The sequence below is a fragment of the Stenotrophomonas sp. IS26 genome, from assembly GCF_054188265.1.
The window spans coordinates 1-208 of the sequence record NZ_JBSZJV010000052.1 but is presented as its reverse complement, the minus strand read 5'-3'; the positions used below and the strand labels follow the sequence as shown (position 1 = coordinate 208).

General features: G+C 63.9%; 1 pseudogene. It reads right to left on the bottom strand.

What is annotated here, in order from left to right:
* Positions 1-208 (bottom strand): annotated as a pseudogene (locus tag ACW6W5_RS17890) (glutamine--fructose-6-phosphate transaminase (isomerizing)); the annotation flags it as partial.

Here is a 208-nt window from a genome sequence, read left to right as displayed (position 1 = left end):
ACACACAAAGTGGTCCGGCTCGGCACGGCTCATCACCGCCAGCGCGTAGGCACCGGTCAATTCCTTGACCGTGCGCTGCAGCGCCGCCAGCAGGCTGTCGCCTTCCTTGAGGTGATGGTGCATCAGGTGCGCGATCACTTCGGTGTCGGTCTGCGACTCGAAGGTGTAGCCCAGCGCGCGCAGCTTCTCGCGCTGTTCTTCGTGGTTC